Origin of the sequence: Mesorhizobium sp. WSM4884 (assembly GCF_029625675.1) — a bacterium.
Taxonomy (GTDB): domain Bacteria; phylum Pseudomonadota; class Alphaproteobacteria; order Rhizobiales; family Rhizobiaceae; genus Mesorhizobium.
Genome location: NZ_JARTVO010000002.1, coordinates 42,895 through 68,862 on the forward strand (window position 1 = coordinate 42,895; position 25,968 = coordinate 68,862).

General features: G+C 63.9%; 30 protein-coding genes. 13 read left to right on the forward strand and 17 right to left on the reverse strand.

Features of this window, described 5'->3' with window-relative positions; all coding sequences use genetic code 11:
* Positions 1 to 11 precede the first annotated feature (11 nt).
* The gene (locus P9236_RS02890) at positions 12 to 194 is read right to left on the reverse strand and encodes a hypothetical protein (RefSeq protein WP_278073094.1); all 183 of its coding nucleotides are present in this window, start codon (positions 192 to 194) and stop codon (positions 12 to 14) included.
* Positions 195 to 389: 195 nt separating this feature from the next.
* Between P9236_RS02890 and P9236_RS02895 the strand changes: the two genes are divergently transcribed.
* Positions 390 to 1,397: a DUF2336 domain-containing protein gene (locus P9236_RS02895; protein ID WP_278073095.1), complete on the forward strand. Its 1,008-nt coding sequence runs from the start codon at positions 390 to 392 to the stop codon at positions 1,395 to 1,397.
* 14 nt (positions 1,398 to 1,411) lie between these two features.
* On the opposite strand, the gene P9236_RS02900 is transcribed toward P9236_RS02895, so the two are convergent.
* The 5 genes from P9236_RS02900 to P9236_RS02920 all read right to left on the reverse strand — a co-directional run bounded on the left by P9236_RS02900 (position 1,412) and on the right by P9236_RS02920 (position 5,016).
* Positions 1,412 to 1,759 (reverse strand): DUF1491 family protein, encoded by a 348-nt coding sequence (locus tag P9236_RS02900; RefSeq protein WP_278073096.1) that lies wholly within the window; start codon positions 1,757 to 1,759, stop codon positions 1,412 to 1,414.
* A gap of 30 nt (positions 1,760 to 1,789) precedes the next feature.
* Positions 1,790 to 2,122, reverse strand: coding sequence for a type II toxin-antitoxin system RelE/ParE family toxin (locus P9236_RS02905; RefSeq protein WP_278073097.1), 333 nt, complete (start codon positions 2,120 to 2,122; stop codon positions 1,790 to 1,792).
* A gap of 2 nt (positions 2,123 to 2,124) precedes the next feature.
* Positions 2,125 to 2,391, reverse strand: coding sequence for a type II toxin-antitoxin system ParD family antitoxin (locus P9236_RS02910; protein ID WP_278073098.1), 267 nt, complete (start codon positions 2,389 to 2,391; stop codon positions 2,125 to 2,127).
* Between the two features lie 128 nt (positions 2,392 to 2,519).
* Positions 2,520 to 3,299 (reverse strand): peptidoglycan-binding protein, encoded by a 780-nt coding sequence (locus P9236_RS02915; RefSeq protein WP_278073099.1) that lies wholly within the window; start codon positions 3,297 to 3,299, stop codon positions 2,520 to 2,522.
* Positions 3,274 to 5,016, reverse strand: a complete 1,743-nt coding sequence (locus P9236_RS02920) for a PAS domain-containing sensor histidine kinase (protein WP_278073527.1) — start codon at positions 5,014 to 5,016, stop codon at positions 3,274 to 3,276. The genes P9236_RS02915 and P9236_RS02920 overlap by 26 nt, the downstream gene beginning before the upstream one ends.
* Positions 5,017 to 5,548: 532 nt before the next feature.
* Here P9236_RS02920 and P9236_RS02925 point away from each other — a divergent pair.
* Together P9236_RS02925 and P9236_RS02930 are read left to right on the forward strand one after the other, a co-directional pair.
* Positions 5,549 to 5,932, forward strand: a complete 384-nt coding sequence (locus tag P9236_RS02925) for a DUF5330 domain-containing protein (RefSeq protein WP_278073100.1) — start codon at positions 5,549 to 5,551, stop codon at positions 5,930 to 5,932.
* 174 nt (positions 5,933 to 6,106) lie between these two features.
* Positions 6,107 to 6,535: a SufE family protein gene (locus P9236_RS02930; RefSeq protein WP_278073101.1), complete on the forward strand. Its 429-nt coding sequence runs from the start codon at positions 6,107 to 6,109 to the stop codon at positions 6,533 to 6,535.
* 186 nt (positions 6,536 to 6,721) lie between these two features.
* Here P9236_RS02930 and P9236_RS02935 read toward each other — a convergent pair whose 3' ends face one another.
* Together P9236_RS02935 and P9236_RS02940 are read right to left on the reverse strand one after the other, a co-directional pair.
* Positions 6,722 to 7,147 carry a MucR family transcriptional regulator gene (locus tag P9236_RS02935; RefSeq protein ID WP_278073102.1) on the reverse strand — a complete coding sequence of 142 codons (426 nt, stop codon included), beginning with the start codon at positions 7,145 to 7,147 and terminating at the stop codon, positions 6,722 to 6,724.
* A 414-nt stretch (positions 7,148 to 7,561) separates the two neighbouring features.
* Positions 7,562 to 7,822 carry an SH3 domain-containing protein gene (locus P9236_RS02940; protein ID WP_347405166.1) on the reverse strand — a complete coding sequence of 87 codons (261 nt, stop codon included), beginning with the start codon at positions 7,820 to 7,822 and terminating at the stop codon, positions 7,562 to 7,564.
* A gap of 212 nt (positions 7,823 to 8,034) precedes the next feature.
* Between P9236_RS02940 and P9236_RS02945 the strand changes: the two genes are divergently transcribed.
* Together P9236_RS02945 and P9236_RS02950 are read left to right on the forward strand one after the other, a co-directional pair.
* Complete coding sequence (locus P9236_RS02945) at positions 8,035 to 10,146, forward strand: S9 family peptidase (protein ID WP_278073103.1); 2,112 nt, start codon at positions 8,035 to 8,037, stop codon at positions 10,144 to 10,146.
* A 99-nt stretch (positions 10,147 to 10,245) separates the two neighbouring features.
* Positions 10,246 to 10,635, forward strand: a complete 390-nt coding sequence (locus P9236_RS02950) for an SET domain-containing protein-lysine N-methyltransferase (RefSeq protein WP_278073104.1) — start codon at positions 10,246 to 10,248, stop codon at positions 10,633 to 10,635.
* 10 nt (positions 10,636 to 10,645) lie between these two features.
* Here the strand turns inward: P9236_RS02950 and P9236_RS02955 are convergent, their stop codons facing one another.
* From P9236_RS02955 to P9236_RS02970, 4 genes are all read right to left on the reverse strand, one after another.
* Positions 10,646 to 11,590: a cytochrome c gene (locus P9236_RS02955; protein WP_278073105.1), complete on the reverse strand. Its 945-nt coding sequence runs from the start codon at positions 11,588 to 11,590 to the stop codon at positions 10,646 to 10,648.
* A gap of 9 nt (positions 11,591 to 11,599) precedes the next feature.
* A complete protein-coding gene (locus P9236_RS02960) occupies positions 11,600 to 12,037 on the reverse strand; it encodes a cytochrome c (protein ID WP_278073106.1) in 438 nt (145 codons plus the stop codon).
* Positions 12,038 to 12,290: 253 nt separating this feature from the next.
* Positions 12,291 to 12,893: a superoxide dismutase gene (locus P9236_RS02965; RefSeq protein WP_278073107.1), complete on the reverse strand. Its 603-nt coding sequence runs from the start codon at positions 12,891 to 12,893 to the stop codon at positions 12,291 to 12,293.
* A 107-nt stretch (positions 12,894 to 13,000) separates the two neighbouring features.
* Positions 13,001 to 13,879, reverse strand: a complete 879-nt coding sequence (locus P9236_RS02970) for a branched-chain amino acid aminotransferase (RefSeq protein ID WP_278073108.1) — start codon at positions 13,877 to 13,879, stop codon at positions 13,001 to 13,003.
* 152 nt (positions 13,880 to 14,031) lie between these two features.
* Here P9236_RS02970 and P9236_RS02975 point away from each other — a divergent pair, with 152 nt between their 5' ends.
* Positions 14,032 to 14,694: a haloacid dehalogenase type II gene (locus P9236_RS02975; RefSeq protein WP_278073109.1), complete on the forward strand. Its 663-nt coding sequence runs from the start codon at positions 14,032 to 14,034 to the stop codon at positions 14,692 to 14,694.
* A 172-nt stretch (positions 14,695 to 14,866) separates the two neighbouring features.
* The gene (locus tag P9236_RS02980) at positions 14,867 to 15,688 is read left to right on the forward strand and encodes a L,D-transpeptidase (RefSeq protein ID WP_278073110.1); all 822 of its coding nucleotides are present in this window, start codon (positions 14,867 to 14,869) and stop codon (positions 15,686 to 15,688) included.
* 198 nt (positions 15,689 to 15,886) lie between these two features.
* Here P9236_RS02980 and P9236_RS02985 read toward each other — a convergent pair whose 3' ends face one another.
* Positions 15,887 to 16,180: a winged helix-turn-helix domain-containing protein gene (locus tag P9236_RS02985; RefSeq protein WP_278073111.1), complete on the reverse strand. Its 294-nt coding sequence runs from the start codon at positions 16,178 to 16,180 to the stop codon at positions 15,887 to 15,889.
* Positions 16,181 to 16,266: 86 nt separating this feature from the next.
* Here P9236_RS02985 and P9236_RS02990 point away from each other — a divergent pair, with 86 nt between their 5' ends.
* The 6 genes from P9236_RS02990 to P9236_RS03015 all read left to right on the forward strand — a co-directional run bounded on the left by P9236_RS02990 (position 16,267) and on the right by P9236_RS03015 (position 22,360).
* Entirely contained in the window at positions 16,267 to 16,890 is a 624-nt protein-coding gene (locus P9236_RS02990; protein WP_278073112.1) for an FMN-binding negative transcriptional regulator, read from the forward strand.
* Positions 16,891 to 16,924: 34 nt separating this feature from the next.
* Positions 16,925 to 17,575, forward strand: coding sequence for a LysE family translocator (locus P9236_RS02995; RefSeq protein ID WP_278073113.1), 651 nt, complete (start codon positions 16,925 to 16,927; stop codon positions 17,573 to 17,575).
* Between the two features lie 314 nt (positions 17,576 to 17,889).
* Entirely contained in the window at positions 17,890 to 18,864 is a 975-nt protein-coding gene (locus P9236_RS03000) for a lysylphosphatidylglycerol synthase transmembrane domain-containing protein (RefSeq protein ID WP_278073114.1), read from the forward strand.
* Positions 18,830 to 20,299 carry a UbiA family prenyltransferase gene (locus P9236_RS03005; RefSeq protein ID WP_278073115.1) on the forward strand — a complete coding sequence of 490 codons (1,470 nt, stop codon included), beginning with the start codon at positions 18,830 to 18,832 and terminating at the stop codon, positions 20,297 to 20,299. The genes P9236_RS03000 and P9236_RS03005 overlap by 35 nt, the downstream gene beginning before the upstream one ends.
* Entirely contained in the window at positions 20,299 to 21,630 is a 1,332-nt protein-coding gene (locus P9236_RS03010; protein WP_278073116.1) for an FAD-binding oxidoreductase, read from the forward strand. The genes P9236_RS03005 and P9236_RS03010 overlap by 1 nt, the downstream gene beginning before the upstream one ends.
* Positions 21,623 to 22,360, forward strand: coding sequence for an SDR family oxidoreductase (locus P9236_RS03015; RefSeq protein WP_278073117.1), 738 nt, complete (start codon positions 21,623 to 21,625; stop codon positions 22,358 to 22,360). The genes P9236_RS03010 and P9236_RS03015 overlap by 8 nt, the downstream gene beginning before the upstream one ends.
* A gap of 5 nt (positions 22,361 to 22,365) precedes the next feature.
* Here P9236_RS03015 and P9236_RS03020 read toward each other — a convergent pair whose 3' ends face one another.
* The 4 genes from P9236_RS03020 to P9236_RS03035 are packed head-to-tail and all read right to left on the reverse strand — an operon-like array spanning position 22,366 to position 25,832.
* Positions 22,366 to 23,703: an arylsulfotransferase family protein gene (locus P9236_RS03020; protein ID WP_278073118.1), complete on the reverse strand. Its 1,338-nt coding sequence runs from the start codon at positions 23,701 to 23,703 to the stop codon at positions 22,366 to 22,368.
* Between the two features lie 9 nt (positions 23,704 to 23,712).
* Entirely contained in the window at positions 23,713 to 24,798 is a 1,086-nt protein-coding gene (locus tag P9236_RS03025) for a sulfotransferase (protein ID WP_278073119.1), read from the reverse strand.
* A 35-nt stretch (positions 24,799 to 24,833) separates the two neighbouring features.
* Positions 24,834 to 25,538, reverse strand: a complete 705-nt coding sequence (locus tag P9236_RS03030) for a hypothetical protein (RefSeq protein ID WP_278073120.1) — start codon at positions 25,536 to 25,538, stop codon at positions 24,834 to 24,836.
* A gap of 24 nt (positions 25,539 to 25,562) precedes the next feature.
* Positions 25,563 to 25,832 carry a hypothetical protein gene (locus P9236_RS03035; RefSeq protein WP_278073121.1) on the reverse strand — a complete coding sequence of 90 codons (270 nt, stop codon included), beginning with the start codon at positions 25,830 to 25,832 and terminating at the stop codon, positions 25,563 to 25,565.
* Positions 25,833 to 25,968 lie beyond the last annotated feature (136 nt).

Here is a 25,968-nt window from a genome sequence, read left to right on the forward strand (position 1 = left end):
AGGAAAACGGATCAGTGGCGCGGAACGGTGGGGCGCGGCGAGCCTGGCTTGTCGGGACCGTCCGGGCGCGCCGCGCCGACCTGTGGCTGTGGCTCGTAGCGGACGCCGGGGAAGATGATGACCGCCGCCGCCGTATCGGTGGCGTGAGTTACTCGATTGACCGGTGCCGTTCTCGGCACAAAAGACAGGACCATGCCCATGGTTCGCGCATTCCTCTCGGTTTGACCGGAGCACAACGCAACGCCTCCAAAGTTGATTAAGGCGGGCAGAGGGTTAACGGAGCGCTAACGGATCGCAGCTAATTTGATCTTTAGTTCCCTGGAGACGCGAAACCGGCCCGACCGGATTGCGCGGGGCCAGGTCTGTGTCGAGTATCGGGCGTATCCTTCGTGTCTTCTTCGGACTTCAGGCACATCGCTATCCGGACCGAGGCGGGAAAAGCCGAAAGGCTGTTCCGCGCCGCGGTATCCGCCTTCTGCTCGCTAACACGCCCGTCGCGTCGCGAGATCGCGCAGCTCGAGGATTTGACGCTGCCGCTGTTCGACGAGGTGTCGGTCGAGTCGCGCCGCTATGTCGCCGCCGCTCTTTCCGAATGCGAGTATGCGCCGGCCGCGCTTGTGCGGCGGCTGGCGGAGGAGCCGGTCGAGATCGCGGCACCGCTGCTCACCCGCTCGAACGCGCTGAGCGACATCGACCTCATCGCGCTGATCGGCCGCCATGGCCTGCCGCACGCACGCGCGATCGCCCGCCGCAAGGAGCTCAATGCGACCATCGCCCACCTCATCCGCGCGCTGGAGAAGCCGACGCTGGTCAAGACCCGGCCACCGGAGACGGTGACGAAACTCGCGCCGGTGAAACCGGCGCCCGCCGAGACCGGCGAGGACAAGCGACCGCTCCCCGGCGAAGCCGAGGACAATGCGCGGCGCCGCCTGCGCTCGATGATGCGCCCCGCCGGCGAAGGTGTCGCCGTCAACCTGTTCCTCGGTGAGCCAATCTACGCGAAGCTGCGCGAGACTGCGCTGACCGGCAATGCCGCCTTCTTCCAGACAGCGCTTGCCGATGCGCTCGACATCGATTTCGCCACGGCTCGCTTGGTGACCGGGCAGTCGAGCTACACGGCGCTGCTATCGGCGCTCAAGGCGCTCGACCTCAGCGAGGACAGAGCCTTCCTGATCGCGGTCGCGGTCTATCCTGGCGAGTTCCCGCATCCGCAGGCGATCCGTCTGTTCCTCGACCGCTACCGGCTGCTGCATCGCGAAGCGGCGCTCGACAGGGTACGTGCCTGGAAAACCGAAACGCTGTCGCGAGCGATCCGCGGCAACGCCGTCGAGACGGCAGGCACCGAGCACCAGGCGTCGAACAGCGACGGCACGGCCGCCAGCCTGAAGGCGTCGTAAGCCTTGAAAACTGCCTATTCCGCCTTGACGGAAACAAGTTCCTCGACCGGAACGGAGCCAGCCTCGATCTCGACCACCCAGATGTCCGGATCGAATCGCTTTTCCTTCTCGAGCCGCGCATCGAATGCCGCAGCATCGTCGCCGGAATCGAGCAAGGTGAAGAAGCGCTCGTCGGGCTTGGCCGAATCGTAGCTCGTCTGCGGCGCCGGTCCGTAAAGAGCCGCCTCCCTCATCCGGCCGCGCGACAGCACGAAGACGGCGCCCGCCTCGGTCGCACCGCGCTTGACCACGGCGGCGAAGCCGCCGGCAGCGAAGACACGGCGCACAAGGGCCGACACCCAAAGATCGGTGGTTACGCGCATGGCAGGATTCCAGACGACATGCGCGGTTCCTTACAACGTTGAGGCCAAAACAGGAACGGTCATCGCCGCCTGGTGCCACTCGCAGAAGCAAGCTCGTGCGAGTCGGCTTACCGCTCTTCGAACAGCTCCGGTGTGATGTTCCGCCCGCCATACGGTGCGGCGGTAGCCGACAATACGCAGACCCGGCATGATCTCGGTCCGTTCGGTACCTCGCGCTGGAAATGTCGAGAGGCTGCGGCAATGATCGCGAATGCCGGCAACGAAATTCCACGCAACAGCGGGCGAAGCGCGTTCCGAAATATGCTCGTAAAGCTCTTCTAGCTCGACCTTCGCCTGAGGATGGAAAACAACCTCATGCTCCATCCTTACTTGGCTTTCGCCAGCTTAGCGCGGTGGCGCGTTTCCAGCTCGGAGAAAACGGCGTCTGCCGGGATGCCCTTCGCGGGATTCTGCCGAAGCTCGGCAAGACGGGACGGTATCTCGCCGCGCAGCCATTTCTCCCGCTCCGCCTCGAAATCCTCAAGCATCCGGAGGCCCGCGCGGACAACTTCGCTGGCATTGTTGTAACGGCCGGATTCGACCTGCTTGCGAATGAAGTTCTCATAGTGGTCGGTAAGGGCGTAATTGGGCATTGGCGACCTCCTGCCTGAGCAGGACTACAGTTAGCAATAGATGTCAGCTATTGGAACCTTTGGCTCCGATTTTACGCGCCATCCTGCTCGTCGGCCTTCCACTGGCAACAGCAGAAGAAAATCCCTGCTCAGTTCGTCAGCCCGATCTCGCGCATCTTGGCGTAGACCGCTTCGTCCGGCTCGCCTGTCTCCGGCAGGCCGAACAGCGCCTGGAACTCCTTGATCGCCGCCTTGGTGCGGGCGCCGACGACGCCATCGAGCTGCATGCCGTCATTGCCGAAGGCCTTCAGGCCGGCCTGGATCTTGATAATTCGGGCGTCAGGCGCCTGCGTTGCACCATTGGCCGGGGCGGAGATCGCCGCCGGTTTGGCGGCCTGCGCCGCTGCGCCGTCTGCCGGCCGCGGCGCCGGATGCGGAATGGCCGCGGTCGTCTGCCTGGCGCCGAGTTGATCGAGCAGCGCGCCGTCGACCTCGCCGGATGCCGGCAAGCCGACCTTCAGCTGGTAGGCCTGGATGGCTTTCCGCGTCGCAGGGCCCGTGAGGCCGTCGACCGTGCCGTCATAGAAATTGAGATCCTTCAATATGCCCTGCACCTGCTGGACCACCGGGTCGGGCTTGGGAGCCGGCTGCGGCGCCTGCCGCACGATGTTGATGGTGGTCTCCGGCTCGTCGGAGACGGCGTGCGGAAAATTCTCGATGCTCCTGGTGGCGAAGAAGGCGCCGGTATGCGGAAAAGGCTGATACCAGAGCGCGTTGGCCGAAACGTAGAAGAGCGTCACCAGGAAGGCGGTCGAGCCACCGACCAGAACCGGATTGCGCGAGATCATCTGGCCAACTGCCACAGCGCCCTCGGCAAGGACGCCGCGCTCGGGTTCGACCACCTTAGGCCGTCTTGCGGAGCGAGCCATTGCTGTCCCCATTTGCATCCCCCTTCGGCCTTGCAACCGGCACCGGAAGCACGCCGACCGGTGTGCCCGAGCGCCGCTTCGGTCCGTTCACCGGCAGGCTGATCGTCACCGTCGTGCCCTCGCCCGGGGCGCTCTCGATCGACATCGTGCCCTCGTGCAGCGCCACAAGGCCCTTGACCAGCGACAGGCCGAGCCCGGTTCCCTCGAAACGGCGCGTATAGTCGTTCTGGATCTGCATGAACGGCTTGCCGAGATTGGCCATGTCCTCCTCGGCGATGCCGATGCCGGTGTCGCTCACCCAGAAATGCAGCCGCGAGCCGACACGCTTGGCGCCGATCAACACACTGCCGCCGTCAGGCGTGAACTTCACCGCGTTCGAAACGAGATTGATCAGGATCTGCTGCACGGCGCGGCGGTCGGCATTGATCTCGCCTGTGTCCGGCGCGATCTGCGCGCCGAGCGCGATGCTCTTGGCCTCCGCCAGCGGCCGCATCATCGAGCGGCACATGTCGACCGCCTCGACGAAGCGGAACGGCTCGAGTTCCGTCGTATAGGCGCCGGCCTCGATGCGCGAAACATCGAGGATCGAGGTGACGACGGACAGAAGATGCTGGCCGGACTCCCTGACCAGACCGACATACTCCTTCTGCCGCGGATCGCGGAAAGCGCCGAACATCTCGTGCAGCAGCATGTCGGAGAAGCCGATGATGGCGTTGAGCGGTGTCCGCAACTCGTGGCTGACCACCGCCAGGAAACGGCCCTTGGCCACTTCGGCAGCGGCCGTGGCATCTCTCGCCGAGGCAAGCTCTTCGCGTAGCGCCGCGACGTCGTCGTTCTCACGAAGCACGAGGGTGAAGACGTCCGGTTCGAGCTCGCCGCGCATCAATTCCAGGCGGAACGGGCGGAAATTGTCGGCCGAGCCGCCGCCGTCGCGCGGTAGCCGGATGCGCAGGTCGAGCCGGCGCTTCGGAGCGCCCTCGCGCATGTCCGCGAGTGCGGTGAGATAGGCGACGCGGTCGGAAAGATGGACGCGCTCGAACAGGCCCGTGCCGAGCAGGAGCTCCGGCGCCAGCTTCAGAATGGAACGCGCCTTGACTGAGGCGTCGAGCACTTCGCCCTGGCGGCCGACGCGCAGCACGACGGCGTCGATGATGTCCTCGAGACGGTCGGCCGCGGGCTCTGCCTGGCGCGCGCGGGCCGGATTGGCGAAGACGGCCGCGCGCGGCAACAACGTGAGCGCCCAGGCAAGCGGCAGTAGCCAGTGCCAGGCAGCGATGCCGGTCGCGTCGAGCGGCAAGAACTGGTTCGCGAAAGGCTGCAGCAGAAAGGCGGCGATCGCCGCCAGCGCGCCCGAAAGTGCTGCGCGGCGCGATCCCGTGACCCACCAGGCCTCGACCGGCAAAGCGACGGCAAGCAGCGCAACCGGCGAGGCCAGACCGCCTGCCGCGGCTATTGCACCCGCGAGGGCGAGGCCACCCATCGCGTTCGCCGCGCGGCCGGCGAGTGCCATGTGGCCAGTGGCGGCAACCAGAAGTGCTGCGAACCAGCACAGACCGAAGGCGGCGAAGATCGCGGCCACGGTCACGGCCGCGCCGAGACTGGAGGTGACCAGTGTCACCGCAGCGCCCGCGGCGAGAAAGGGAGCGGCGAGCATGACGCCGATGAAGCGGCGCTGACGCAGGCGCTCGGCCTCGCCCGTGACGGTCGGGTGAACCATGCGTTCGCAGGCGGCGGCAACCGCGCCAGGCAGATGAACGTATCTGGCCGTAATCGAACTCAACGCACTCGTACCCGGTCGTGAAACTGCCCTGCTTTGCAGGTGGCTCTTGATTGGCTTGAAACTCGCACCCAGCGTTTAAGGAATGGATAAGGCTGACCAGGCGAGCGCCCCGCCCGCGACAAATATTGGTATGCCGGCGCCGCAAAGCCCGTCGATCTGCCGCCATGGTAAATAGAGCGTTAGCCGTGACCAGCGCGCGACGACTGCCGAAACGCTCGCGTCGGCAGCGGACAAATCCGAAATTTTCCTTTGAAAACAGGTATATAGATGGTTATTGTAAACTTAATGCAATCGATGAGATTTGAGTGAAACCAAACTCGAAAACCGTTCCTTTCGAATTTATCTAAAATTTGAAGAAAATTCGCGGCTTCGGCGCAAGCCGCCTTTTGCGCGGCTGTGCCACTATCCCGCCCATAAAAGAGGTCATTGCCGACGGATGCGTGATCCGGTCACGGACGAGAGGTTTGAGATGGGCTTTCTGATCAGGATGGCTTTCTGGTTTTCGCTGGTGCTTCTGGCGCTGCCGCTCAGCGTCGGCCCCGACGAGGATGGCCGCGAGGCGGTCGGACCGATCCAGGCGCTGTTTGCGGCGCGCGAGGCGGTCGGCGACATTGCCGGCATCTGCGAGCGCAAGCCGGACGTTTGTGAGACCGGCAAATCGGCCATGCACACCATTACCGTCCGCGCCCAGGAAACCGCCAAGATCGCCGCGGCCATGCTTGACGACCAGCAGTCGGAAAAGGCGGCCGCGTCCGAGACGAAGGTGGCGCAAACATCCGCCGAGACCACCGGCAGCGTCGCCGAGGGCATCGTGCTGCCCGCCAAGGTCAACATCCCGGTGATGAAGAACTGAGATTCCTTTTCGGCCGTTCGCTCGGCTTCTTTAGTTTTGGCGCAATTCCGGACGGAAAGCCGTTCACACTTTTACTGGAATTGCTCTAACGCCGCGGGCCCGTCCGACCTCTCGACGCCCGCGGCGTCTTTCTTTTTACGTGACGTGGCGGCGCCGGGTCACTATATCCGGGCGATGACGACCTCGATCGAAACAATCCGCGACGACTTCTCCCTGCTCGACGAGTGGGAGGACCGCTACCGCTACGTGATCGAGCTCGGCGAGGCGCTGCCGCCGTTTCCCGAGACCGAACGCACCGCGGCCAACAAGGTGCCGGGCTGCGTCAGCCAGGTTTGGCTGACGACCGAGCAGGGTCCGGGCATCGATCCGGTGATCAGCTTCCAAGGGGATTCGGACGCCCACATCGTGCGCGGCCTCGTCGCCATCATGCTGGCGCTGTTTTCGGGGCGGCCGGCCAGTGAAATCCAGAACACCGACGCGGAAGTGACGCTGAAGGACCTCGGCCTCGACGAGCATCTGTCGCCGCAGCGCGCCAATGGCCTTCGCTCGATGGTCAAGCGCATCAAGCGCGACGCCGATGCCGCCTTGAAGCAGACCGCCTGAGCACGGCTTCCCGCCCTTCCACAAAAAACGAAACGGCGCCCTGAAGGACGCCGTCGAACTGTCGAATAAAGAGTTGCGCTAAAGCGCGTCGCGATCTTTCAGATTCGCTCGATGCGCTTTAGGTTTTTGATTTTATGCATGTCTTTGTCCCGAAACCGGTTCCCACTTTCGGGAGACATGCTTTAGTCAGCGGCCTTTGCGCTTGCGGCCAAGGCCCATCTTCTTGGCGAGCTGCGAACGGGCAGCGGCGTAGTTGGGCGCGACCATCGGATAGTTGGCGTCCAGACCCCACTTCTCGCGGTATTCTTCCGGAGTGAGGTTGTAGTGGGTCATCAGGTGGCGCTTCAGCGACTTGAACTTCTTGCCGTCTTCGAGACAGACGATGTAGTCGTCATGCACGGAGCGCTTCGGGTTGACGGCCGGCTTCTGCTTCTCGGCCGACGGTTGCTCCGCCGTGCCGCCGACGCGGCCGAGCGCGGCATGGACGTCGGCGATCAGGTTCGGCAGTTCGCCGACCGGCACCGGGTTGTTGCTGACATAGGCCGCGACAACATCGGCGGTCAGCTCGATCAGCGCGTCACTATTGCTTGAAGGTGTTTCGACGATATCCATTGTGCTCAGGCCCCAACGAGAGTTTGTTTCTAGACTGTGCCCTTTTTTGAGATCGGGCATCGCGCGAATTTCATGCAGGCAAGCCCCTGCGATTCGCGTCGCGTCATCTTAATGACGCTGTGCTGCAAGTAAGTCAATTCGCCTATTGAATTATATTGAGCGATATTCATCAAATATTGCCGATTCAGCTTCAAAAATTCGTGCGCCGTGTAACTTAGCGAGATTTTTCTGGCCGGACCAGCGCGACCTCACGTAGCGTTAGGCCTGCTTTTACACCTCAGGCGAGCCTATAAATGGTTCTTGATGCTTGACTAATGCTTGGCCGCCTGTGGCGGCCTGCACGAAGAATCCTGCAGATCGCAGGTCGCGGATATTCTTCGCGCGTGAAAGCAACCAGTTGGCCGCGACGAGCTCTCAATAGGGCGCGATGTACTTGCCGTATACCCAGCCGGTGACGAAATCACCATTGTGCGCCGGACCGTGCCAGACCTCGCACCAGCGATAGCGGATCGCCTGCCGCTGCTTCCATTGCGGCTGACCGGCAATGTCGAGCAAGTCTACCCCGCCCGTGCAGCGGCCGGTCACCTGCAAGACGGTGCCGTTCGGATAGGCCGCCTGCTTTTGCGACGAGTTTGACGGATATTTGCGCGCGTTGAGCGTGTCGCCGAACGGCACGCCGCCACTTGCCAGGCGGCGAACGCGGTTGCATGAGACTGGCCGGAAAAGGCCAGGACCGCCGACGCGACAGCAAGGGCCGCCGCGGCGCGAACATAGGATTTCATCTTTTCCCCCTTCGACTTATCTTGTGTAGACCACCCTGAGCCCTGCCCCTTGAACCACTGCTGAGCGGCGTGTTCATTCGCCATTCAAGCAAATTGCGAGACGTGATGACCAGACCTTCCAGCTTCTTGGCCGCCTTCCCGACCGCCAACCCGCCGCGGCCCGAGAAACACCCTGTCTTCGATGTGCATCACGGCATCACCCGCACCGACGACTATGCCTGGATGCGGGCCGACAACTGGCAGGCGATGTTCAGGGACCCATCGCTCCTCGACGGCGCGATCCGCTCCCATCTCGAGGCCGAGAACGCCTACCAGGCGACGCTGATGGCCGACACGGCCAAGCTGCGGAGCAAGCTGTTCGCCGAGATGAAGGGGCGCATCAAGGAAGACGATTCCACGGTGCCGATGAAGGACGGCCCCTATGCCTATGGCTCGTCCTTCCGGCTGGGGGGCGAGCAGCCGCGCTACTTCCGCACGCCGCGCGACGGCGGCGCCGACGAGATCCTGCTCGACGGCGACGCGGAAGCCGAAGGCAAAGCCTATTTTCGTCTCGGCGGCGTCGACCATTCGGCCGACCATCGCAAGCTGCTCTGGGCCTTCGACGACAAGGGCTCGGAATTCTTCACGCTGCGCGTGCGCGACATCGCCAGCGGCAAGGAGCTGGCCGACCATACCCCCGATACGGGTGGCGGCGGCGTGTGGAACGCCGGCGACGACGGCTTCTTCTACACGCGCCTCGACGACAATCACCGCCCGTCAAAAGTGCTCTTCCATGCGCTTGGCGACAAGCCGGAAAACGACCGGCTGATCTACGAGGAAACCGATCCGGGCTTCTTCATGGATGTCAGCGGCACGCGCTCCAATGAATGGATCATGATCGGCATCAACGACCATGAGACTTCGGAATACCGGCTGCTCAGCGCCAGCGAGCCGTTCGCCGAGCCGACGCTGGTGGCGGCGCGCGAGACCGGCCTGCAATATGATCTGGAAGAAGGCGGCGACGTCTTCTTCATCCTCACCAATGCAGACGGCGCCAAGGACTTCAAGATCATGACCGCGCCGGCGGAAAATCCGGTGCGTGCCAACTGGCAGGAGCTGGTGGCGCACGAGCCGGGCCGGCTGATCCTGTCGGTGCTCGGCTTCAAACGCCACATGGTCAGGCTGGAGCGCAAGGACGGCCTGCCGCGCATCGTCGTGCGCGACCGCTCGAACGGCGAGGAGCATTTCATTTCCTTCGACGAGGAGGCCTTCTCGCTCGGCCTCTCCGGCTCCTACGAATACGACACCGAGGTGATGCGCTTCACCTATTCGTCGATGACGACGCCGGCACAGGTGTTGGACTACAACATGCGCACCCGCGAGCGCGTGCTCTTGAAGACACAGGAAGTGCCTTCAGGCCATGATCCGGAGCGCTATGTCACGCGCCGGCTGATGGCCCCCGCCGCCGACGGCGAATTGGTGCCGATCTCGCTCCTGCATCACCGCGACACGCCGCTCGACGGGTCGGCGCCCTGCCTGCTTTACGGCTATGGCTCCTACGGCATCACGGTGCCGGCGGCGTTCAACACCAACTGGTTCTCGCTCGTCGATCGCGGCTTCGTCTTCGCCATCGCGCATGTGCGCGGCGGCAAGGACAAAGGCTATGGCTGGTACGACGATGGCAAGCGGGCGCACAAGATGAACACGTTCACGGATTTCATCGCCTGCGCTCGCCATCTGGTGGCCGAACGCTACACAAGGCACGATCGTATCGTCGCCCAGGGCGGCTCGGCCGGCGGCATGCTGATGGGGGCGATCGCCAACATGGCGCCGGAAAGCTTTGGCGGCATCGTCGCCGAGGTGCCGTTCGTCGACGTGCTCTCCACCATGCTCGACGCCAGCCTGCCGCTGACACCGCCGGAATGGCCGGAATGGGGCAACCCGATCGCGTCGGCCGACGACTACCGCACGATCGCGGCCTATTCGCCCTACGACAATGTCGCGGCGCTCGACTATCCGCCCATCCTGGCGCTGGCGGGGCTCACCGACCCGCGCGTCACCTATTGGGAGCCGGCCAAATGGGTGGCGCGGCTGCGCGAGCGCAAGGCGGGCGACAACCCCGTGCTGTTCAAGATCAACATGGAGTCCGGCCATGCCGGCGCCTCCGGCCGGTTCTCGCGGCTGGAGGAGATCGCGTATATCTACGCCTATGCCTTGAAAGTAACAGGCAGGGTCTGATTTTTACTCGCAATTGCGACGGCTACGCGCTACGCAATTCGCCGTCCTTCAGGCGCGGCCTTGCGGGTCGCGGGGGTTGTCCATTCGCCAGGGTTCGCCATGCTGCTCGTCGACGTCTATCTCGACAAATCGCCTATCCAGGGCATCGGTGTCTTCGCCAAGCATCACATTCCGCGCGGCACGCTGATCTGGAAGCTCGATCCAAGGTTCGACCGATGTATTCCCGTCGACACCTATGAGAGCGAAAGCGGCCCGGTGAAGTCCTATCTCGACCGCTATTCCTATCCCGACCGGCGCGATCCCAACTACATCGTCTTCGAGGCGGACGACGCGCGCTACATGAACCACGCTGACGAGCCGAACTGCGACGTCTCCTCACCCGAGGAAACCTATGCGCTGCGCGACATCGCGCCCGGCGAGGAGCTGACCTGCGACTACAACCACTTTTTCGAAAACGGCTTCGACTTCCTCGGCGACCGCCACCCATAACAGGGGCAGTCTAACTCGCCGGCTTGCGCGCGGGATAGCCGTTGGGGTGCGGCGGGACGGCCTTGAGATAGGCGGCGATCGCGGCACGGTCGCCGGCCGTCAATTGCGCCATGTTGCGCTGCACGTCGACCATGGCGCCGCCGACGGAATCGAAATCTGGCGTGAAGCCGGTTTCGAGATAGTTGGCGATGTCGGCCTCCGACCAGTCCTTGGTGCCGCCCTGCGGGGTGATGTTGGGCACGACGCCCGAGCCCTCGGCGGCCACGGCGCCTGCCAGCCACTCGGCCTTCTTGACGCCGCCGGCAAAGTCGCGCGGGGTGTGGCATTCGCCGCAATGGCCGGGTCCTTCGACCAGATAACGGCCTGCCAGCACCTTGTCCGCCGCGCCGTCGGGCAAGGCGATCACCGGCTCGGGGCTGAGATAGAGCCGCTTCCAGAGACCGATGCCGCGACGGATATTGAAGGGGAAAGCAAGCTTATGGCCAGGCGCCTTGCCGGCGACTGCCGGCAGCGTCTTCATGAAGGCATAGAGGTCGGCGATGTCGGCGGCCTTCATGCGCGCGTAAGAGGCATAGGGAAAGGCCGGATAAAAGTTTTCGCCGGAGGGCGAAACGCCCTTCAGCATGGCGTTGGCGAAATCCTCCTCGCTCCAGGCGCCGATGCCGTCCTTGGCATCCTGCGAGATGTTGGGCGGCACGAAGGTGCCGAACGGCGTCTTCAGTTCCAGCCCACCGGCAAGCTCCAGGCGGGCATCGCCCTTGGACCCCGGTTTGGCATGGCAGGAGGTACAGCCGCCGGCATAGAAGATGCGCTTACCCCTGCCGGCGTCGCCGGGGCTGAGCTGCGCAAGGGTTCCGGCATCAAGCCTGACGGGTGCCGACAGCGCCCAGCCGGCGACCGCGCCGGCGCCGCCCAGCACGACGACGGCGCCGACAAGCTTCTTCAGCCAGGCCATGGCCGGCGGTCAGCCCTTCTTGATCCTGTAGCTCTGATGGCAGGTGCCACAGTCGCCGCCGATCGTGTTGAGCTGCGTCTTCAAGGCGTCGACATCGGCCGGCGGCGAGGCGACCGCGGCCTTGACGTTGGTCAGCAGCTTGTCTTCGGCCGCATTGAAGCCGGCCTTGTCTTCCCAGATCTTCGGCGCGGCCGTGGTATCGCCCTTGTCGCTGCCGGCGGGGAAGAGCTTCTCGGCATCGAACTTCTCGGCATTGGCCTGCAGCGCCTTCAGCGTCGTCAGCACGGCGGCCGCGTCGAAATCCTCCTCGCCCTTGACCACCTTCACCAACTGGCCGGCGAGCTTGCCGCGCTCCTTCATCAGGGCCTGGCGATCCTGGATCGGATCGGCAAGGGCGGCCGAACCGACAAAAGCAAGCATGGAGATGGCGAGGACAAGCTTTCTCATTCAACTGGCTCCGTGGTGAAGAAAGTTCGCGACTAAGGCATTTCACCGTGAACGGTGAAATGCTCTATCCACTTGTTGGCGCAATTCCGGACGGAAAACCGTTCCACACTTTTCCTGGAATTGCTCTGCACGTTAACGGACCTGGCGGCGGGAATATTCCCCGCGCACCGTCACGATTTTCCCGATCGTGATCAATCTCCTGTGTTGGCAGATAAAGAAAAGCCCCGGCATGCCGGGGCTTTTCGTCAAATAATCAGGCTTTCGCCTTTTCATAGAGCTCCAGGACATAGTCCCAGTTGATCAAGCTATCGACGAAGGCTTCGAGATATTTCGGCCGGGCGTTGCGGTAGTCGATGTAGTAGGAGTGCTCCCACACGTCGACGCCGAGGATCGGCGAAGCGCCATGGACCAGAGGGTTCTCGCCGTTCGGCGTCTTTGAGATTGCGAGCTTGCCATCCTTGACCGAGAGCCAGGCCCAGCCAGAGCCGAACTGGGTGGTGCCGGCGGCAATGAAATCCGCCTTGAACTTGTCGTAGCCACCGAGATCGCTTTCGACGGCCTTCTGCAATGCGCCCGGCAGCTTGTTGCCGCCGCCGCCCTTCTTCATCCATTTCCAGAAGTGGATGTGGTTGTAGTGCTGGGCGGCATTGTTGAACAGCCCGGCATTCTTGCCGAAGGACTGCTTCACGACCTCTTCGACCGACAGGTCGCCCATTCCAGCCTCGGCGGCCAACTTGTTGCCGTTGTCGACATAGGCCTTGTGGTGCTTATCGTGGTGATACTCCAGCGTCTCCTTCGACATGTAAGGCTGCAGGGCCTCATAGTCGTAGGGCAAAGCGGGCAACTCAAAAGCCATGGATGGTACTCCCTCAGGAAAAAGTCCGGTGCAACTACCGGACTAAGATAGGTCTGGAATGGATTGGGGCAACTCCGGAACGAAGCGCCGGTCGCCTTTTTATCCGCTCAGGCAGCGGAAGTCGAATGCGCCCAATCCCAATAGAGCTCGCGCGCCTTCTTGGCCACCGGCCCGGGTTGAAGATCGCGGTCCTCGATCCGGGTGATCGGCACCACTTTCGAGTGGTTGCCGGTCGAGAAGATCTCGTCCGCTTCGAGGAAATCGCGGATCGAGAGCGCCTTTTCGGTGGTCCTGAAGCCGTAGTCGCCGAGCAGGTTGATGGTGCGCGAGCGGGTGATGCCGGAGAGGAACGTACCGTTCGCCGCCGGCGTCATCACATGGCCGTCCTTGACCAGGAAAATATTGGAAGTGCCGGTTTCGGCGACATTGCCCAGCATGTCCAGCACCAGGGCATTGTCGAAGCCGCGCATCTTGGCTTCGAGGATGGCGCGGCCGTTGTTGGGGTAGAGGCAACCGGCCTTGGCATTGGTCGGCATCGTTTCGATGGTCGGCCGCCGGAACGGCGAGACGCCGATCGAGAAGCCGGAAGGCGGAATCATCGGCGATTCATAGAGGCAGAGGCAGAAACGGGTCGAAGATGGATCGGCCGGCACGCCCATGTAGCCGCCATGCTCAGCCCAGTACATCGGCCTGATGTAGACGGCGGTCTTGCCGTCGAACTTCTTCAGGCCGTCCCAGGTCAGCCCGACGATCTCGTCGGCGGTCACGGAGGGCTTCAGACCGAGTGCGATCGCCGAGGCGTTGACACGCGCGGCGTGGCGATCGAGGTCGGGCGCCACGCCCTCGAACCAGCGGGCTCCGTCGAAGACGCTGGTGCCCAGCCACATGGCATGACTGCGCGGTCCGAGAATGGCGACGTTGCCCTCATACCAGTCGCCGTCCACATAGGTCCATGTCGCGGACTGCGCCGCCGCCGCCAGTGTCATCGTTTGCCGTCCATATGGATGAATTCAGACCGCCATAGGACGATGCTTTGACGGCCTGCGTCAACCGACATCGGGAAAAATCGTTGAGGCCAGAGGCACTTGACCGCAATCAGTGCTTGCACGGCAGGCCCGCGCGCCGCAAAACTTCTCCCATGCACCATGCGGCTTATGTCTTCGACGCCTATGGCACGTTGTTCGACGTGCATGCGGCCGTGCGCCGCCATGCCGGCGAGATCGGACCGGACGGCCAGCTGCTCTCAGAGATCTGGCGCGCCAAGCAGCTCGAATATTCCTGGGTCAGGACGCTGATGGGCGCCTATGCCGATTTCTGGCAGCTCACCGAGCAGGCGCTGGATTTCGCGCTGCGCAAGGTGCCCTCGGCCGATCCGGCGTTGAGGGCCAGGCTGCTGGAAGCCTATTGGCGGCTCGATTGCTATCCGGAAGTGCCGGCGGTGCTGAAAGCATTGAAAGCATCGGGAGCAAAGCTCGCGATCCTGTCCAACGGCTCGCCGGAAATGCTGCGGGCGGCGGTGAAATCAGCCGCGCTCGACCAGATACTGGACGACGTCTTCTCGGTCGACGAGATCAAACGCTTCAAGACCGACCCCTCGGTCTACGATATGGTGGTCACCGGCTGGCGGCTCTATCCAGAGGCGGTGTCGTTCCAGTCTTCCAACCGCTGGGACGTCGCGGGCGCCGCCAAGTTCGGCTTCCGAACCGTCTGGATCAATCGCACCAACCAGCCGGACGAATACCAGGACTTTCCGCCGGGGCTTATCCTGCCCTCGCTCGAAGGCCTTTTGGCAGGCGCATGAGGTTGCTGTTGCTGCAGCGCAACAGATGTGTCGCGGTCACAGCTTCGCCTTCGTTTGTCCACCCTGAGGCCAGAATTGGAACCGCCTATCACGGCCGACTGTTATTGGAGCTGCCGGCGGCCAGCCTGCGGGTTCATGCTTTCTTGCAAGTCAAGTCCTAGAAAAGGCACCCATGTCAGACGATTCTTTCCGCATCAGCCGCCGCGGCTTCCTCAATCTCACAGCCCTCGGCGCCGCTTCGGCCGCGGTCTCTGCCTGCACCACCACCGGTCCAGGCCCCGAACCTGTTCAGCCGCCACCGCCGGCCTATGTCGAGCCGCCGCTCGGCGACTACGAGACGATGTATGGGCCGATGTCCGACAACGGCTTCGACCTGCCGGCGATTCCCGTGAACAAGATCGATCACAGATTCCTGCGCCAGATTGTTCCCGATCCGACCGGACAGCGACCAGGCACGGTCGTCGTCGATACCACCAACCACTTCCTCTACCTGGTGCGCGAGGGTGGCCAGGCGATCCGCTACGGCGTCGGCCTTGGCCGCGCCGGCTTCGAGTGGTCGGGCGATGCCGTGGTGCAGTGGAAGCAGAAGTGGCCGAAATGGACGCCGCCGGGCGAGATGGTCGCGCGCCAGCCGGAACTTACGCAATACAGCGCCAAGAACGGCGGCATGCCTGGGGGCTTGAAGAACCCGCTCGGGGCGCGTGCGCTCTACCTCTTCCAGGGCAATCAGGACACGCTCTATCGCCTGCACGGCTCGCCCGAATGGTGGTCGATCGGCAAGTCGGTCTCGTCGGGCTGCGTGCGACTGATCAACCAGGACATCATCGACCTTTACGACCGCGTGCCCACCAAGACCCCGGTCGTCGTGACGGCCGATATCGGCGAGCCGATGGCCGACATGCCCGAGCGCCGGGCCATCCCGATCGACAACGGCGTGCCGACCGGCTCGATCCTGCTTGGACCGGTAAGGCAGATCACAAACGAGATCTTCTAGAGGCGAGATCTTCTAGATCTTTGAATTCGTCAGCGGTGCTCGGCCAAGACAGTCGCCAGCACCGTAGCGCCTCCGCGTCGAGCCCGGCTTTGTTCGACGCCCGCCGCCAGGCCAGCACCGGGAAGTCCGCGCCGGACAGGTCGCCATAGCGGAAATCCGCGACCTTGGCCGGCTGCTGTTGCGCCGGCGGAGGCAGAGTCAGCAGTCGGCGGGCGAATGCCGAGAGGTTGCGCGGCGAAGCGACCGCGACGGGGGCCTCAGCCGACGCTTTCTCCAGTCCTGGGGCAACGATGGCACGCGCGCCTGCCGGATGATCAGGTAGCCTTGCGCGTCGAGCTGGTTGTAGGCCGCCGTCACCGTGGTTCGCGACGCGCCCCTTTCGGCTGCGAAGGCCCGCGTCGACGGCAGGCGGTCGCCGGGCCGGTAGGCGCCACTGTGGATCTGCGCCTTGATCGCCGCGATGATCCGGCGCGCGGTACCATCCTGCTCCAACTGGACCACCAAAAACCTTCAAAACTGGATATTCAAAGCAAGCCAGATTCCCGGCATCTTGCCATGCAAAGCAAGGAGTTTTCGCCATGTACATACCGCCCGCCTTCCGCGAGGACGACAGGGAGAGCCTCGTGGCCGCGATCCGCGCGGCGCGGCTGGCGACGCTGGTCACCGCCACGGCGGAAGGGCCGCTGGCGACGCCATTGCCGCTTCTCCTCGACGAGAGCGAGGGCAAGCATGGCGTGATCTATGGCCATGTCGCGAAGGCAAACCCGCACTGGCGTGTTCCGCCGCTGGGCGATGGCCTGGCGATCTTCATGGGGCCGGACGCCTATGTGACGCCTGCTTGGTACCAGACCAAGCAGGAAACCGGAAAGGTGGTGCCGACCTGGAACTACATCGCCATACATGCTCATGGGCCGGTCGAATTCTTCGAGGATGCCGACAGGCTGCTCGAGGTCGTCACGCGCCTGACCAATCTCCACGAAAGTGGGCGCGCCTCGCCCTGGACCGTGTCGGACGCGCCACCGGATTTCATCCAGGCGCAACTCAAAGGCATTGTCGGCCTGCGCATGCCGATCGCAAGGCTCGAAGGCAAGCGCAAGATGAGCCAGAATCGCAACGCGGCCGATCGGGCCGGTGTCGCGTCCGGACTGGCGGCGAGCGACCGGCTTTCCGACCGCGAGATCGCCGCTCTCATCCCATCGTGAACCCGCCCCTCGACTTTCGTAACTTGTCATCATCATGCCGGATCTGACCCAGTTCGCCTTGTATCTCGCCGCGGCGTTCCTGCTCGCCATCACGCCGGGACCAGGCATCTTCTACGTCGCCGCGCGCACGCTCGCCGGAGGACGCGCGGAAGGCATCGCCTCCAGTTTCGGGACGGGCCTGGGCGGAATGGTCCATGTGCTTGCCGGCAGCCTGGGCGTTTCGGCCATCGTGCTTGCGAGCGCGGAACTGTTCACCGCGCTGAAGCTGATCGGCGCCGTCTACCTCGTCTGGCTCGGCTTCCGCACCTTCCAGTCCGCCCGCCGCGAGGCAAAGACGATGGCCGAAGACGGCACGCAGGCGCCCGCGGTCGGCGCGGGCCGAGCCTTTCGCGAAGGGGTGCTGGTCGAGGCGTTGAACCCGAAGACGGCCGCCTTCTTCCTGGCCTTCATTCCGCAGTTCGTGAACCTCGGCGCCGGCCATGTCGCTCTGCAATTCCTGGTTCTCGGCTTCATATCGGTGACGCTCAACACCGTTGCCGATGTCGTGGTCGCATCTGCGGCCAGCCGCATCAGGGAAGGCGCGGCCGGGCGCTCGGGCGTGATACGCCGCCTGCGCGAGGCATCCGGCGGCGCGATGATCGCGCTCGGCATCGGCCTTGCCATAGCCAAGCGCCCTGCCCTCTGATTGCCCGACCGGGAAGGCCGGCAAGCGGCGTCTGGAACTTTGCAGAATCTGCTGCGTTCTCACCCAAGCCTGAGTCGAAGCACCGGCTGTAGCAGACCGCACCGATCATAAAGGCAGTCACCGCCCCTGGCCCGGAGATGGACTCTCCGACCAAACACGGGTGCAAAGTCCGGCCGGTTTCCGGAAGCTTGCTTCACGGCCCAGCCATAAAGATCCGCACACGAAACCGCCGAGTTCCGGAGCGCGTGCATATGCTGAGTAGCGAACAGGGCAAAAACACACTTCGCGCCCGAAGTCTTTTTGTCCCAACGATCATGATTTTTCTCGCCGCGTATCTGATGCTTTCTTCAAGCGTCGGCTTCGGCGAGGTCATGGCCAGCATGGCCGCGATCGACTTGCATGTCCTGGCCGTCGTTCTCGCGCTGTCGCTGGTGAACTACGCGCTCAGGTTCTGGCGCTGGTCGCTGATGCTTTCCCCGTCCTCGAACGCGCTGCCCCCGTCGCGGCATTTCCTGATCTATCTGACGGGATTTGCGTTGACGACGACACCGGGGAAAGTCGGTGAGGCCCTGCGCATCTTCTATCTCAGGCCGTTCGGCGTCAGCGCCAGGCGTTGCCTGGCGGCCCTCTACAACGAACGACTGCTCGACCTCGTCGCGATCGGCGTGCTTGCCATGTTCATCGTGGCCTCTTCCGGCGCCGTCGCCCGCTCGTTCGGCCTGCTCGGCGCGGCGCTGGTGGCGGCGCTGATCGTCGCCCAGCATCCCGCCACGATTGCGCGTCTCGACCGGCTTTCCGCGTTCTTGCCCGGACGGCTCGTTCCGTCTCTGACCAAGGCCGCGACGACGTTTCTTCGCGACGTCCGGTCCATGATGACGGTTCGGCTGGCCATCGTCGGAACGCTTCTGGGCCTCCTGGCCTGGGGCGCTGAAGGCTTCGGCACATACATCGTGGCCAGGGAGCTCGGTCTCAACATCGGGCCGCTGGCCGCGGTCGGCATCTATGCGGTAGCCATGCTTGCCGGTGCGTTGTCCTTCCTGCCCGGCGGGCTGGGCAGCACCGAAATCGTCATGATTTCTTTTCTTGCTTACGCCGGAGCATCGGCCCCCGAGGCCGTTGCAACGACCACCATCGTTCGACTCGCCACGCTCTGGTTCGCAGTGGCGCTCGGATTGGGCGCCTGGTCAGCTATCGAAGCCTTTCCGGGGCCGATAGCGGCAGGTTCGGGGCACACGTCAGAGAGAAAGAGCCCTCATGCAGCGTCTCCAAGCGGTCCCGAAGACCGATGAACCACAGCGCGTCACAAAATCGTCGATTCCCCTCGTCGTCGACCTCGACGGAACACTGATCCACAGCAACCTGCTGGTGGAGTCCGTCATCGCGCTGGTCAAGCGGTCGTTCCTGTCGATCCTGCTTTTGCCCCTGTGGCTCATGAGCGGCAAGGCAGCCTTCAAGGCGCAAGTCACAAAAAGGGTGGCGCTTGACCTTTCCGCCCTGCCCTTCAACCGGCCGCTCATCGATCACCTGAGACAAGAGAAGGCCCGCGGCCGCAGGCTGGTTCTCGCCACCGGTGCGCATGAATCCCTTGCTCGAGAGATCGCGCATCAGCTTGGCCTGTTCGAGGAGGTCTTTGCCAGCGACGGAAAACGCAACTTGACGAGCCATGACAAGCTCGCCGCCCTGCGCGACCGCTTTGGCGCCGATGGGTTCGACTATGCCGGAAATGCGGCGGCGGACTTTCCGATCTGGCGCGCCGCGCGATTTGCAACGGTGGTCAACGCGTCGCCGCGCACGGTCAACTGGGCGTTTGCCCACGCGCATGTGGACGAGGTGTTCCCGCGCAGGAAACCGACGCTGGCCATCTATATTCAGGCGTTGCGCCTGCATCAATGGCTGAAGAATCTGCTTCTCTTCACGCCGTTGATCGCCGCCTTGAGATTCACAGACACCGAGGCGCTCGTGGCGCTTCTGACCGGATTTCTCGCTTTCAGCCTCTGCGCCTCGAGCGTCTATCTGCTCAACGACATCGTCGACATCGAGGACGACCGCCGCCATCCCGAGAAGCGCGGCCGGCCCTTTGCCTCAGGCCGCCTCCCGATCGCGCATGGGTTCGTGCTTATCCCGGCATTGCTGGCGGGATCCGCGGTGCTGAGCTCATTCCTGCCCTGGAAGTTCGGTGCCGTGCTGGCGATCTACTACGTGGTCACGCTCGCCTATACTTTTTTCCTGAAGCGCCTGGAGGCGGTCGACGTCGTTACGCTCGCCCTGCTCTACACGACGCGGATTTTCGCCGGCGGCGCGGCGGCGAGCATTCCGCTTTCCCAGTGGCTGCTCACCTTCTCCATCTTCATTTTCCTCAGCCTGGCATTCGCCAAACGCTGCGCGGAACTGATGCTGATGCAGGAACACGGCAAAAAGGCGAGCCTGGGCCGGGGTTACCTGCTCGCCGACCTGCAGATGCTCAACAGCATGGGGGTGGGCGCAGGTTATGTCGCGGCTCTCGTGCTTGCCCTCTATCTGAGCACGCCGCAGGTCCTCATCGCCTATGCGCGCCCCGGCCTTCTTTGGGTTTTCGTGCCACTTCTGATTTTTTGGGTGACGCGGATCTGGCTCAAGACCTGCCGCGGCGAGATGCGCAGCGACCCGCTGGTCTTCGCCGCGCGCGACCGTATTAGCCTGGCGTTCGCCGTCCTGGGCGGCGGCGTTATCTGGCTGGCCATGTGATGGGACGGAACAGCCGATACCGGTCGTGGGGGCGGCCGCCGGCGCCGGGCACGCAAGGCGCGGTCCGGCTGCATTGGCGCGACGTGCAACTCCCGGCAGGCGGCGGTCCGTTCCTGGCCTACGGCAACGGGCGCAGCTACGGCGACAGCTGCCTGAACAGCGGCGGCACGCTCGTCGATCTTCGCGGCCTCGACCGCTTCATCTCCTTCGACGCCGAGACCGGTGTCCTGCGCTGCGAGGCCGGCGTTCTCCTGTCCGACATACTTGGCCGTTTCGTCCCAGAAGGCTGGTTTCTGCCGGTGACGCCGGGCACCCAGCAGGTGACGGTCGGCGGAGCCATCGCCAACGACGTTCACGGCAAGAACCATCACTGGGCCGGAAGCTTCGGCCATCATGTGCGGCGCTTCGAGCTCCTGCGCTCCGACGGCAGCCGGCTCCCGTGCTCGCCGCGCGAGAATGCCGACTGGTTCGGCGCGACCATCGGCGGGCTCGGGCTCACCGGCGTCATCCTTTGGGCCGAGATTGCGCTCAAGCGGATCGAGGGGCCGGCGATAGAGGTGGAGAGCCTGCGCTTCTCGCGCGTCGAGGAGTTCCTGGAGCTCAGCCGCGCCTCGCACAATGCCTATGAATATACGGTCGCCTGGATCGACTCCCTCACACCAGGACCGGGCGGGGCGCGGGGCCTGTTCTTCCGCGGCAACCACGCAGCCGGGCATCATGCCGACGCGCCTTCCCGCCGCAAGCCGGGATTGCCGTTCACGCCCCCGGTCTCGCTGCTGCCGAGGGCCGCGGTCGACCTGTTCAACACTGCCGTCTACCGGTGGCCGCGCCGCCGGCACGCCATCGCCCATTACGAGCCGTTCTTCTACCCGCTCGATGCCGTCCCGAACTGGAACCGGCTGTTCGGCCGCAAGGGTTTCTACCAGTATCAGTGCGTCATCCCGCAAGACCAGGCCGGGGCCGCGATCGGCGAGATCATCGCCAGGGTGGCGCGGGCTCAGGAAGGATCGTTCCTCTCCGTGCTGAAGGTGTTCGGCAACCGCAAGCCGCCGGGCTGGCTGTCCTTTTCGAGACCGGGAACGACGCTTGCCTTCGATTTTCCGGACCGCGGCCGCTCGACGCTTGCCCTGCTCGATACGCTGGACGAGATCACCGACGAGGCGGGCGGCGCCGTCTACCCGGCCAAGGATGCCCGCATGAAGGCAAGGATCTTCGAGCGCGGTTATCCGGCGCTGCATCGTTTCGAGCGCTATCGCGATCCCGCTGTCATGTCAGACTTCTGGCGACGCGTGACTTCCGGCGACACGCGACAGGGGGCGGCCAATGCGTAGGGTTCTGATCATCGGAGCGACCTCGGCCATCGCCGAAGCGACCGCCCGCCTCTTCGCGGATGATGGCGACAGGCTGTTTCTCGTCGCAAGGCGCAAGGCTAGGCTGGAGGCGGCGGCCGACGACCTGGCCGTGCGCGGCGCCGAGATCGCGGGATGCGAGGTTCTGGACGTCAACGAGCTGGACCGGCACCGCGCCGTGCTGGAGCAGGCGGAGCATGCTCTCGGCGGTATCGACGTGGCGCTGGTGGCCCACGGCACCCTGCCCGACCAGCAGCTTTGCCAGGCGTCGGCAAGGCTGACGGTGCAGGAGATCCAGACCAACGCCGTCAGCACCGTGGCGTTGCTCACCCGCCTGTCGGAACTGATGGAGCGCAAGGGAGCTGGCCGGATCGCCGTCGTCACCTCGGTGGCCGCCGACCGCGGGCGGCAGAGCAATTACGTTTATGGGGCGGCCAAGGCGGCGGTCGATACGTTCCTGGAGGGTCTGCGGCAGCGGCTCTACAAGGCGGGTGTCGGCGTGACCACGATCAGGCCCGGCTTTGTCGACACCCCGATGACGGCGGGGTTCGAGAAAGGCCTGCTCTGGTCACAGCCTGAAACCGTCGCCAAGCGCATCCATCACTCCATCCTCAATGGCAAGGACGTCGTCTATGTGCCGTCATTCTGGCGCTGGATCATGCTGGCGATCCGCCTGATGCCTCGCCGGGTTTTCAAATCGCTCAAGCTGTAACGACCCTATCTTGATGCCTGGCGCGGTTCTCCATCGAGCGTTTTGCGGAACGCGGGATCGAACATCGCGGGATCGATCCGCTCGCCGCCGTTGACGATCGGGATAAGTTCGCCCTGGGTGCCTCGGCGGATCGGATTGACGAACTCCCAGACGAGATCACCCGCGGGTGTGACTTCGAAGATGCGCCCGCCGTCGGACTCGGTGATCAGCGTGTTGCCGTTGCCGAGACGCTGGGCATCGGAGCGCAGCGCGCTGGAGAACGGATGCTGGGCGCTGCCGGCATAGCTCCATTTTACGCTCGATGAGCGCGGGTCGTACTCGATCACCCTGGAGTTGTTGCCGTGTCTGATGCCGCCGAGATTGTCGAAAAGCAGGATGTCGCCGTTCGGCAGAACTCTGGGATCGTGCTGTCCCAGCCACGGGCCGCGCGTCGCCCATGTGATCTCGCCGGTCTTCATGGAAAGGACCGCGATGAGCGACATGTCACGGAAGGAAACCAGCACGTCGCCCTCCTCGGCGAAGGGAAAGGCCTTCGCCTTGTCGGCGTCGATATATTCGACCGTATTGGGATGGAGCGGGTCGGCAAGAGAGAAATAGGGCAGGACCGCCAGAAGCGAGAAATAGGGCGAGCGCAGGAAGGCATCCGTCAGCGATACTTTCCTGATCTCCTTTCCGTCCGGCGAGAGCACGACCACGAAATCCTTGAGGTGGGGACGGTCGAGCTGCGGGGCAGCGGCGACCGAGTTGAAGTCGAACTCGTTGGTGAGCGTGTAGATGCGATTGTCCGGCGCGACCGCGAGGTCGTGATGGGCCGGAGCAAGGTAGCTCCAGATCACATTGGAGTCCTTGTCGAGCTTGACCATGCCATAGCCCCACGGGGTGTCGGCGGACGAAATGTAGATGACCAGAAGGTCGCCGTTCGGAAAGACGACCGCCCTGTCCATGTAGACGAGCGAGTCGGGCTGCGGCTTCCTGTTGAACGCGCCGTTCTTGGCGACATCGCTGAACGGGCGGCGCCATTCATGGACCACGTGCCCGTCCATCGCGACGAGACGCGCCACATTGTCGTCGCCTGACGTATAGAGCGTGTAGCCCGGCTCGGCACGCTTCGGGTCATAGATGGTGACACCGCGGGCAGGCGTTCGGGCCGGCTGGTAGAGATTGGCCAGGACGGGATTTTCGATGATCTGCCGCTGCAGGACCAGGGCTTCTCCGGCCCGATAGGCGTCGCGAAGAAATTCCGACGGAAATACCCGGCCGAAGACCACCATTGCCCCCGCGACGAAGGCGAGGAAGGCGATCATCAACACGAAGAGCGCAGATCCGATTTTCTCCATCAGCATGCCTTTGGCTCACCCATATCCGAACCGGCCGGCCACCGCCGCCGTGCGGCTGCGGATCTCGCTGCGCTCGGCTTGCGTGAACGATGGCTCGTAATAGGCCGGGAAGCTGATGGTCGCTTGCGCCGCCTGCCTGAGCCCGCGGTCGTCAAGCTCGCAGTGCTTGAGCATCGTCGAGACCGCTCCGCCGGGATCGCTGCAAAGATCCTCGTAGCGGACGACGAGCATGCTCCCTGCGATCGCCGGATCATCCAGCATCGCCGCCACATATCCGTAGACCGAGGCCCAATAGGTCGCCCATCCGGCAACGTCCTCGCCGCTTTTCCAGAGCCTGACGATCTCGCCGGCGGTCGTGCCATCGACATTGATCGGCACGCGGTTCAATCCGAACTCGAAATGTCCGCTGCGCCGCATGTGGCTGAGGACACGGCCGTCCCTGCTCCCCGCCTCGGAAAAGAGCCTGTGCTGCTTCATCAGCGACGCGATGTGCCATGTCGGATCGCGGATGGGCACGATGAAGCGCGCGTCGGGAAACAGTTTCCGCAGATAGCGCAAGCGCGTGACATTGTAGTTGCCCTTGGCGAGATAACGGCTGGCTTTGCGCAGCAGGAGCAGCTTGCGGATATGATCCCGGTAAAAGGCTTCAAAGCAGGGATGGCGCGCGGCTTCGTCCAGGACCGCGTTCGTCGACGGATCGTGCAGGTCCGGGAAGAATGCCATCCAGACGATCTCCTCGAAGGCCTCCGGGCTCTCTGGCGTCACCTTGATGCGGTCGCGATGCGCACGCTCGGTCGCAACCTGCTCGGTGCGCCCGGCACGGTCGACGAACCAGTTCCATGCCATGGGGGCAGGCACCAGGGGAAAGTCGCGATAGCGATGGCTGGCCGCGTCTGGATGGCTTGCAAGCAATTCGAGCAGGATGGTGCTGCCCGAGCGGGCAAGGCCGGCAATGTAGATAGGCCGGCTCACGCTGGTATGATCGAGCTGCTCGGCAAGCAGCCGCGTTTCCCAGTTTCCCACCTTGATCCAAAAACGCGGAAAGCGTTCCAACAGCCGGCCGATCGCGTCCGTCCACGTATCGACCTCCAGGCCAGCCACCCCGCCACGACTTTTCGTTGAGCGTCTGGTCCCGATCATGCGATGCCGCGCACGCTCTTGAGCATCAGGGCAACGAGGATCGTCGCGACGAAGAAGATACCTTCCCAGCCGCGCAGCCAGGCGGGACCGACGCCAAGAACCTGCTGCCGCGGCAGCCCAAGATCGATCCTGTCGAACGGCAAGTCGTCCGGCAGATAGCCCGCGGGATTGCCGACCAGCACGTTCCACCAGCGCCATTTCTGGATGACCGACACCGCCTGCGTCACCGGCACGTCGGCGACTGCCGAGCCTGCCCGGTCGATGATCCGCGCGTGCGGCACGCCATCGCCTGCGTTCACCCAGCGTCCCTCGAAGTCGTTGGATACGGTGACGCCAACCGGGGCGTCGGGCGGCGGGTAGACGTCGCCGTAGCGGCTGTCGAGCCAGACGGCAACCAGAAGCAAAGGCAGCGACGCGGCGATGGTTGCCGGAAACACCAGCGCCACGCGCCGCAGCGCCAACGTCAGCATCCGGCGAAGAAGGGGCCAGGCTTCCTGGAACTCGCCCTCGAAATCGGCAACGCTCTGCTGCGCCCGCGCATATGCCAGCTTGATCTCCGCAATGCGCTTTTGCGGCGAAAGGAGCCGGTAGAGCTCCATGCCGAGAAAGGCCCCGAGCGCCGCCCAAAGCACCAGCTTGGCCGATGACGGCAGAAAAGGCGTCAGCCAATTGTCCAGCGCCGAGAGGACTGGCGATGGCATGTCCAGGAGACCCATCGGACTGCCTCAGCGGCTGGTTTCGTCGCGTGAGCCGTCACTTTCGGCCCGGCCGGCACGCCTTTCAGTGGTCTTCATCCCGCGCGACGCACGCCGACGCCTCAAGGCCTTGCGAAACGGCCAGGCTATGATGAATGAAAGAGCCGTGGCCAGAGCGGCGACGAGCGCCCAGAGAGCGCCCAACAGGCCCAGACCCGCTCCCGGTCCGACATAGGCGAAAGCGGCTGTCGGAACGGTCAGCGCCAACATGAAGCAGATCGAGGCGATGAGCCTCCGCATATCGTGGCCTCCTCATCTCAGGATGGCTTCGACCAAGGAGAGCGCGCAGCGACGGTTCATCCGTCTACGCAGATGCCTCCTGGATCGTTCACAGCGATCCTCGCTGCCCCCACAGCCCAAGAGCTTGACGATCCGG